This is a genomic window from Paludisphaera soli, assembly GCF_011064595.1.
GTDB classification, from domain to species: Bacteria; Planctomycetota; Planctomycetia; order Isosphaerales; family Isosphaeraceae; genus Paludisphaera; species Paludisphaera soli.
Window position 1 is genome coordinate 1 of sequence record NZ_JAALJI010000064.1, and the last position, 9,011, is coordinate 9,011.

The 9,011-nt window shown below is 71.5% G+C and carries 7 protein-coding genes; 4 read left to right on the forward strand and 3 right to left on the reverse strand.

Annotation, left to right across the window (positions count from 1 at the left end; all coding sequences use genetic code 11):
- Positions 1 to 214: 214 nt before the first annotated feature.
- Genes G6O68_RS30885 through G6O68_RS30895 form a run of 3 tightly spaced genes read right to left on the reverse strand, consistent with a single transcriptional unit; the run spans position 215 to position 6,134 of the window.
- Complete coding sequence (locus tag G6O68_RS30885) at positions 215 to 4,132, reverse strand: efflux RND transporter permease subunit (RefSeq protein ID WP_165253461.1); 3,918 nt, start codon at positions 4,130 to 4,132, stop codon at positions 215 to 217.
- On the reverse strand, positions 4,129 to 5,631 hold the full coding sequence (locus tag G6O68_RS30890) for a heavy metal-binding domain-containing protein (RefSeq protein ID WP_165253463.1): 1,503 nt from the start codon (positions 5,629 to 5,631) through the stop codon (positions 4,129 to 4,131). The genes G6O68_RS30885 and G6O68_RS30890 overlap by 4 nt, the downstream gene beginning before the upstream one ends.
- A gap of 11 nt (positions 5,632 to 5,642) precedes the next feature.
- Positions 5,643 to 6,134, reverse strand: coding sequence for a hypothetical protein (locus tag G6O68_RS30895; protein ID WP_165253465.1), 492 nt, complete (start codon positions 6,132 to 6,134; stop codon positions 5,643 to 5,645).
- Positions 6,135 to 6,761: 627 nt separating this feature from the next.
- Here G6O68_RS30895 and G6O68_RS30900 point away from each other — a divergent pair.
- The 4 genes from G6O68_RS30900 to G6O68_RS30915 form a co-directional block, all read left to right on the forward strand.
- Positions 6,762 to 7,814, forward strand: coding sequence for a DUF1559 domain-containing protein (locus G6O68_RS30900; RefSeq protein WP_165253467.1), 1,053 nt, complete (start codon positions 6,762 to 6,764; stop codon positions 7,812 to 7,814).
- A gap of 15 nt (positions 7,815 to 7,829) precedes the next feature.
- The gene (locus G6O68_RS30905) at positions 7,830 to 8,258 is read left to right on the forward strand and encodes a hypothetical protein (protein WP_165253469.1); all 429 of its coding nucleotides are present in this window, start codon (positions 7,830 to 7,832) and stop codon (positions 8,256 to 8,258) included.
- A gap of 114 nt (positions 8,259 to 8,372) precedes the next feature.
- Complete coding sequence (locus tag G6O68_RS30910) at positions 8,373 to 8,633, forward strand: transposase (RefSeq protein ID WP_165253471.1); 261 nt, start codon at positions 8,373 to 8,375, stop codon at positions 8,631 to 8,633.
- Positions 8,634 to 8,640: 7 nt separating this feature from the next.
- Positions 8,641 to 9,011, forward strand: a 371-nt coding sequence (locus G6O68_RS30915) for a helix-turn-helix domain-containing protein (protein WP_165253473.1), incomplete at its 3' end; no start/stop codon positions are given.

Sequence of the window (9,011 nt, forward strand, 5' to 3'; positions counted from 1 at the left end):
ACCCGACGTGGGAGGACCTGATGGGGGCCGCCGTCGCCGCCATGGACGTCGCCCTGGCCGACCCCGAGCTGATCAAGTCGGTCTGCGCCGCCCCGTATCTGACGCGCGAGCGGCGTCGAAACTAAATAGAGTCCGTATGAGGGGCGTCTCTTCGGCTCGTCGAGGCGCGGTGCAGGCCTTCGATCCTTACGAGGCGGGATCGCCAGCTGCTGGATCAGAGGGCCGCGGGCTCGGCGGCGAAGCGTGCGGCGGGGGGCGCAAGACGCCGCAGTCGTCGTCTGCGGACGTGATAGAAGAGCAGCGGCAGGAAGAGGTCGATCACCTCGTCCGCGACGAGGATGCCGCCGAGGACCGGGGCCGCCATCGGGCGGATGACCTCCCCGCCGACGCCGCCCGCCCAGAGCATCGGGGCGAGGCCGAGGACCAACGTGGCCTCGGTCAAGAGCTTCGGCCGGAGGCGATGGACCGCGCCGTCGAGTACGGCCCGTCGGAGGCCCTCCTCGTCGACGGATTCGACGCCGCCGGCGCGCTCGAGGGCGTCCCTGAGGTAGACGAGCATGATGACGCCCGTCGACGTGGCCATCCCGAAGCAGGCGATGTAGCCGACCCAGACCGTGACTGAGAACTTGGCGCCCAGGATCCACTGGCAGACGATCCCGCCGGCGATGGCCCCCGGGACCGCCAGCATCATCAACGTCGCGTCGGCGAGGTCGCGATAAGTCCAGTAGAGGAGGCCGAAAATCAGGGCCAGGACGACGGGGACGACCACGCCCAGCGTCCGACGCGCCCTCAATTCGTGCTCGAATTGGCCGGTCCATTCGAGGAAGCAGCCTTCGGGCAATGCGACGCGGTCGAGGACCACGCGTCTCGCCTCCTCCACGAACTCGGAGACGTCGCGGTCGCGGACGTTGAGCCGGACGTAGTTGCGAGGCATGCCGCCCTCGCCCTTGATCGTGGCCGGTCCGTCCAGGACGCGGACGTCGGCGACCTCGTCGAGCGGGATGAGCCGGGGGGGCCCGGCGACTCCCGGCGGCAGCGAACGGACGAGGAGGCCTCGCACCGATTCCTCGTCGTCGCGGAACGCGCGGGCGTAGCGGACGCGGACGGGGATGCGTTCGCGCCCCGCGACCACCGTGGAGGCCACCGTCCCGCCGAGCGCCGCCTCCACGACGGCGTTGATCTCGCCGACGCTCACGCCTCGCCGCTCGGCCCGCGACCGGTCCGCCCGGACTTCGATGAGCCCCTTGCCGCGGATCGGATCGGCGAAGACGTCGGCGGCCCCGGGGATCGACTTCACCGCGGCGGCGACGCGTTTGGAGACCTCCGCCACCTCGGCGACGTCGCGGCCGAGGACGCGGATGCCGACCGACGTATTGACGCCGGTCGCGAGCATGTCGACCCGGTTCTGGATCGGCATGGTCCAGACGTTCGTCCACCCCGGCATGGGGACCGCTCGGTCCAACTCGCCCCCGAAGCCGAGCAGGTCCTCGCGCGTCTTCCGCCAGAGCACCAGCCCGCGTGCGAACGGGGCCGTCGTCTCCTCCTGGACGGCGTCGAGCTCCGGCCGAGGCTCCAGCCCCGGGGGCATGGCGGCGGCTCTCGACATGGCCCGCCCCGGTTCGGCGACGACGTGGTGTGCGGCGGCCGTCGTCGCGGCCCTCAGGCGTTTCAGGTCCGTGACGTAGCGTCCGAGCCGGGGATCGGCCGGCTCGCCGACGGCGATCAACTCCTCGATCGCGATCCGGTTGAACAGGCCGGGCGCCCTTTCCAAGAGCTGGGCGTCGACCGCGCGGACGTGCTCGCGCCAGCGGCCGAGCGCGCCGGGCGAGAGGCCGTCGAGCCGCCACCTCGCCTCGTCGAAATCGGGCGATCGGAACAGCTCCCGATTCCGCTGGTAAGCGTACTCCCTCATCTGGACCTCGAAGAGCAGGCGGGTCGACGCGGCGGCCTCCGCGAGCTTCCCCGCGTCGACGCGCGCGATGAGCCCCTTGCGTTCCATAACGCGGGCCACGGCCTCCACCTGACGCTCCGCGGCGCCAGAGGCGAGCGAGCGAGCCGGCCAGAACTCGCGGGGGTGGAAGTCGACCATGGTCTCGATCATGTCGAGCGGTGCCGGGTCGGTGGGGGTCTCGGCCCGCCCGAGCTTGCCCACGACCATGGCGACCTCGGGGAATCGGCAGAGGACCATGTCGCGGGCCTTCAGGTCGTCCACCCCCTGGGAGATCGGGACGCGCGGGATCGAGATCGGCATGTCCATGACCGTCCCTTCGTCCAGAGGCGCGAGGAACTCGCGCCCGAGCGGCTCCATCGTCCCCTGGGCGATCAGGCCGACGGCCGCGAGCGACGCCATGCCGAGCGACTTCCCCGCCCCGCTCCGGGCACCCAGGCCCACGGCGGCCAGCGAGACCGCCAGGACCGCGAGGAAGGGAGGTCGCGAGCCGACGGCGGCGGCCGCCGCGAGGAAGGTCGCCCCGAGCGTCCAGAACAGGGGGGCGGGCCGGTCGAGCAGGTAGTCCAGGACCGGACGATAGACCTCGATCACGCCCCGGACGATCGGGCTGTCGGTCTCGGGCCTCGCCCGGCCACCGAGCAGGATCGAGCAGAGTGCGGGGACGAAGGTGATCGCCAGCAGCCCCGACGCCGCCATCGCCAGCGTCTTCGTCGCGGCCAGCGGCCGGAACATCCGCCCTTCCAGGCCCCCGAGCGCGAAGACCGGCAGGAACGACAGCAGGATGATGAGGATCGCGAAGACGATCGGCCGCCCCACCTGGCGGCAGGCCGCCTCCACGACCGGCAGGTCCCGCCCGTCGTCGGGACGGCCGGCCGGACCGCGGCTCCTCGCGTGCAGCACGTTCTCGGTCATCACGATCGCCGAGTCGACCAGGACGCCGATCGAGATCGCCAGCCCCGCCAGCGACATGGCGTTCTCCTGGACGTCGGCCCACCCCAGCAGCCTCAGGGCCTCCAGGGCGCCGAACGAGCCGAGGACCGAGAGCGGCAGGGTCAGGGCGATGATCAAGGCGGCGCGGGCCTGGCGGAGGATCAGGATGATGCAGAGCGTCGCCGAGACCATCGCCTCGACGATCGTGCCGGAGACGGTGTCCACGGCCCCGCGGATCAGGGGCGTCCGGTCGTACATCGGGATGATCCGCACGCCCTGGGGGAGGCCCGCCGCTAGCTCGCGGATCCTGGCCTTCAGGCCCTCCGTGACCGCGAGCGGGTTGGCCCCCCGCGCCATCAGGACGACGCCGCCGGTGGCCTCCACGCCGTCCTTCTCCAGGGCCCCCCGGCGCGGCTGGGGGCCGAAGGCGGGGGTGGCGACGTCGGCGAGCAGGACGTTGCGGCCGTCGATGGTGGGCACGACCACGCGGCCCAGGTCGTCGAGGGCGTCCTCGACGCGGAACCCACCCTCTCGGAGGCCGATCCAGTTGACGCCCCTGACGACGAACTCCGCGTTGGACCGATGCAGGACCCCGCCGCTGCTCGACCCGTTGGAGGCCGCGACCGCGGCGACGAGGTCCGGCAGGGCGACGCCGTGGGCGCGCAGCCGGGTCGGGTCGGCCTCGACCTGGAGCTCGGCGGCCATCCCCCCGACGCTCGCGACCTCCGCCACCCCGGGGACCGCCGCGAGTTGGGGCTTCACGTACCAGTCCTGCACGGCGCGCAATCGGCCGAGGTCGAGCGCGCCCCCCTCGACCGTGTACCAGAAGATCTGGCCGGTCGCGGGGCCGTCGGGGGCGAGCCGGGGCCGGACGCCGGCCGGCAGGCGGTCGATCGCGTCCATGTTCGCGAGCCGCTCGGCGAGCGCCCGCCGGACTTCGGTGGGGTCGGCCGAATCCTCCAGGATCACCCAGAGGGTCGAGGCCCCGAAGTCGCTGGAGGACCGGACGGCCTTGACCCCGGGGATGCCGTTCAGCTCCAGTCGGAGCGGGGCGGAGACCTGGTCCTCGACCTCGCCGGGGCCGTGGCCGGGCCACTCCGCGTAGGCGATGACCTGATTCTCGGAGAGGTCGGGGATCGCGTCGATCGGGGCGACTCGGATGGAGTACGCCCCCCAGGCGGCGAGCGCGAGCGTCGCCAGGACGACCGCGACGCGATGGCGGATCGACGCGGCGATGATGCGGCCGATCAAGGCTCGGCCCCCGCCCGGCGGATCTTCGCCAAATACTTCTCCGGGGCGGCCTCGATCGCCGGGGAACAGCCGTCGCAGCAGACGAAGACCACCTCGCCGCCGACCTCCAGCCTCCCCGGCGTCCCCATCGAGCCCAGGGGCTTCCCCGTCACGGGGCACGTCTTCTGGCGGAGGGCCCGCGGCCTATCGTCGCTCGCCAGGCCCTCCAGCCAAGCCGGCGTCGAGGCCGGCGAGGATGCCGGGGCGGCCGGTTCGCCGGCTCGGCCTCCGACTCCCGCGCCGAAGTAGCCGGCGGCGAGGCTCGGGTTCAGCCGCGTCTCGGCGTCGACCAGGAAGGCCCCCTGGGCGACGACCCTCTCTCCCGGCTGGAGCCCGGAGGCGACCGGGAACGCGGCCCCGCAGCGAGGGCCGAGCGTCACGGCCCTGGCGTCGAACATCCCCGGGCCCGACTCCACGTACACGAGCGACTGCGTCCCGTCGTCGATCACGGCGGACGCCGGGACCGCCAGCACGGTGCCGGGGAGGCGGTAAGAGATCAGGCGAGGCACGAGGATCATCCCGCCGCAGGGGTCGCACTTCGCCCCCGCCCGCTCGGACGTCACCTCGGGGTGCATGGGGCACCACCAGCGCACCCTCTGATTGTCGCGGAGGGTCCGGCCCATCAACTCCGTCTGGTCCCTGGGGCAGGCCCCGGGGGCCGCCCTGACCACGTCGGGGTGGGTCATGCAGGCGAAGAGCCGCCGGGGCTCGCCCGCCACCAGTTCCGGCGGCCGGCTGGGCTGGCTCCGGAAGGGCTCCAGCTCCTCGACGGGCCTTCGGAGACGCACGGCGACGCGGCCTCCGGGCGGGAAACCCCCCGCCCCCGCATCCAGGTCGATCGGCAGGATCGCGGTCGCGACGCGGTCGGCGTCCGGGGCCGGCACCGCCGCAACCCGGCCGGACCGGGGCGGGACGGACCGGTCGCCGACGGGCGAGACTTCGGCCGCCTGTCCCGAGACGACCCCTTCGAGCTCGCGCGAGAAGGCCGCGGCCTCGATCCGCCCCGGGCGGACGACGACGCCCGGGAGGTCGATCGTCCGCGACAGGGCCTCGTAATCGACGGGCGTCGCGGCGACGCCCCCGAGCCAGAGGCGGTAGGGGGTAAGCTGCATCCTGGCCAGCACGCCCTCCGGCAGCGCCGCGGCCTCTCCCCGCTTACGCACGACCAGGGACATGTTGCAGACCGGGCACTTCGAGGGCCAGTCGCCGACGACGCCCGGGTCCATCGGGCAGAAGTATTCCGTGTCCGAAGAAACGCCCGACTCAGGGGCCGTCGTCCGAATCAGCCTCGCGCTGTAGGTACGGATGGTCTCCCAACTCCCGATGATCGCGAAGACGGCCGCGAAGACGGCCAGGAATCGGAGGCGGGCGGCGGCGATCCGGGCCCCCGCGACGAGCCGACGCAGCCCCCGGGGGACCGCCCGGGCGGGCGTCTCCGGGATGGGGGATTTCGTTTCCATCGCGTCGCTCCTCAATGCGTGTCGGGGCCGGGATGCTCCTTCGCGGGCGGCGTCCCCTCGACCTCGTCCTGAGTCATCTTGTGCTCCCAGTGCAGGATCAGGTCATAGTCCTCCTGCCGGAAGACCCAGATCGGGTCGGCGCCGAGCACGACGTAGCGGGCCGTGACCACCTCGCGGGGGGAGTCCAGGGTCAGCCGGACGGCGAACGGCCTGGCCTCGGCCATCGGGAACAACGCCCCCACGATCTCGAATTCGGCGAGGGGCCGCTCCCTTTGGAGGGCGTCCACGACGCCGACCGCGGGCGACGATCCGATCAATCCACCGCCGTCCCTCCGCCCCGCCTTCCAGGCTCCGAGCACCCTCGCGAGCGACGACTTCGCCAGCTCGACCCCCGGCGGCCGCATCGGTTCGGGCTCGCCGCGGCAGCCGGCCAGGAGCCCCAGGCCGAGGAGCAGGCAGGCGACCGAGGTCGAGACGCCCGGCCCTCGCGTTGGCCGCACCATGCCTGGCCTACCCCGTCGCGGACGATAAGGTGTGAATTGTCGCCCCGAAAGGTGCATGGTATACTCGCGCGATCGATCGGCCAAGTCGGCGCCGAGATCAGTGACTTTTGAAACCTCGGGGAGGGATGACGCTTTGCCTGCTCACCTCCCAACCCGATTGTCCCTGATCTGGTCGACGACCGCCCTCTTCCTCGCCGTCTGCGCCGACTGCTCTGCCGCTTGCGGCCGGGGCACCCACGGGAAGAGGGCATTCGGCTCCCTGAACGCCCTTGATGCGACGGTTTGGGGCTTTGGGGGCCGGGTTCTACCGCCGGCCGCGACGCGTGATCCGCAAGCTCCCTCGCAGCCCTGCGACGGCCCCGCCTGCTCCAGCCCGGTCGAGCAGCCCCTGGCCGACGGCCTCACGCCCGCCTTCCATCCCGGCGACCCGCCGATGAGAGGCTTCGCGATACTCATCGACGCCGACCGCTCGCGCCGCCTGGCCCGCCATGCCTTCCGCGATGAATACCAGCCGCCCACGCCGGATCGACCACTTCGTCCGCCGGCCGCCTGAACCCGGCCCGCGTCCCAATCTCCGCGAAGTGACTCGAACGGCCGTCCCCGGCCCGGGGACGGAGGAGGAATCGCATGTACGATCGCCGAAGCCGCGCATTCACGCTGATCGAACTCCTGGTCGTGATCGCGATCATCGCCGTCCTGATCGCCCTGCTGCTGCCCGCGGTCCAGTCGGCCCGCGAAGCCGCCCGGCGCTCCCAGTGCGTCAACAACCTGAAGCAGCTGGGGATCGCGGTCCACAACTACATCTCCACCCACACCGTCCTCCCCTTCGGCAAGGGTCCGTCCTACGCCGTGAGCGTGCCCGGGACGCCGGTCTACGCCCGCTGGTCCGCCCACAGCCAGCTCCTGCAGTTCGTCGAGCAGGGGAACCTCTTCAACGCGATCAACTTCCTCCTCCCCCCCGAGACGCCCGGGATGGCCGGGGACGTCCCGTTCATGCCCGCCTTCCCGACGACGCCCGGCGCCAACGCCACCGCGAGCCGGGCGCAGGTCAACTCCTTCCTCTGCCCTTCCGACGGCCCCACCGCATCGAACTGGCCCGGGGGCACCAATTACGTCGGCAACCTGCAGACGTGGGCCTGCGACCTCAGCGAGAACAATCCCAGCACCGTCGCCCCCGGAGAGAAAATCTCCGGCGTCTTCTACTACCTGAGCGGCGTGCGCATGGCCGACGTCACCGACGGCCTGAGCAACACCGCCTTCATCAGCGAGAAGATCCGCGGAACGGGCGTCAGGGATCGCGACGCCAGGTCCGACTCGATCATCATCCCCGCCGTGACGTCGCTGGCCGACACCCTGCAGACCTGCCGCGGCGCCAGCCCGGCCACCGGGACGCGGCTGACCATGCGTCAGGGGATGAGCTGGGTGATGGGCGAGATGTGCTGCACCAGCTACAACCACGTCGACGTCCCCAACGCGAAGACCTGCGCCGGGACCGGGTTCCCGGGCAACATGGCGAACATGCCGATGCAGGTCCCCCCCTCCAGCCAGCATCCCGGCGGGGTCAACACCCTCCTCGGCGACGGCTCGGTCCGCTTCATCAAGAGTTCGATCGCCCTGACGACGTGGCGGGGGCTCGGCACCCGAAACGGCGGCGAAGTGCTCAGCTCGGATGCGTACTGAGGGGAGCGAGAGTCGATGAAAGACGAACCTTGGCGGCGCGTCCTCTCGCGCGCCGTCCTCGCGGTGGCGGCCGTCCTCCAGGGGTGCGGCGACCCCGGCGTGAATCCCAGCCGGCAGGACGCCCGGGCCGCGCTCGAAGCCGCCCTGTCGAGTTGGAAGTCCGGCAAGACGCCCGCCGACCTGGCGACGTCCTCGCCGCCCATCAACGTCGTGGACGGCGAATGGGCCGCCGGTCGCAAGCTGGCCGATTTCGAGATCCTCCGCGAGGAGCCCTCGGCAGCGGACAAGCGTTTCGCGGTCAAGCTCGTCCGTACGCCCCCCGCGAAGGATGAGGAGGTCGTCTACATCGTCCTCGGCGCGGAGACCGTCTCGGTCTTTCGGGCCGAGGACTACGACCGGACCATGAACATGGACAACAACCCGGCCCCGAAGAAGCGACGATGACGCCGGTCCCTGCAGTGGTCGCGGATCGGCCGCGAGGCATGCTCTAACCTTGCCCCCTTCACTCGGTCCGGCCGCGATCTGAAGATCGCGGTCTTATCCTGGAGGGGACGCACCATGGCGAAGCGGCGGCGCCACACGCCCGAGCAGATCATCGCCAAGCTCCGCGAGGCGGGGGTCAAGACGGCCGAGGTCACGGCCCTGGCCCAAGTCTGCAAGGACCTGGCCATCACCGAGCAGACCTACTACCGCTGGCGCGAAGAGTACGGCGGCATGAAGCTCGACCAGGCCAAACGCCTCGAGCAACTCGAGGGCGAGAACGCCCGCCTTACTGACTCCAGCGTAGTCAAACGAACACTCGGGCAGCTTCCGTCTTAGTAAGGGCATGAGACCCGTCGGAACCGCCCAGGAGTTGGAACGTCGCCGTCGCCACGCCGTCGAGCTGATGCAGCGGGGGGAGTCGCCTACCGTCGTCGCCCACATCCTGGGCGTCGGCCGGACTTCGCTGTACCGCTGGCTCGCCCTGGCCGAGAAGTCCCCCGAGGCCCTGGCCGCCAGGCCCCATCCCGGCCCCCGGCCGACCGACGAGCGGCTTCGGGAGCTGGAGCGGTTGCTGCTGGAGGGCGCCCGGGCCCACGGCCGGCCCGACGATCGAGATGGAGAACCCGCGTCGCATCCGGCGGATCGGTCGGGCGGCGTGACAGGAGGAGTCGGGCTACAACAAACGGTCGCTGGGGAGACGGCGATGTTCCGGAT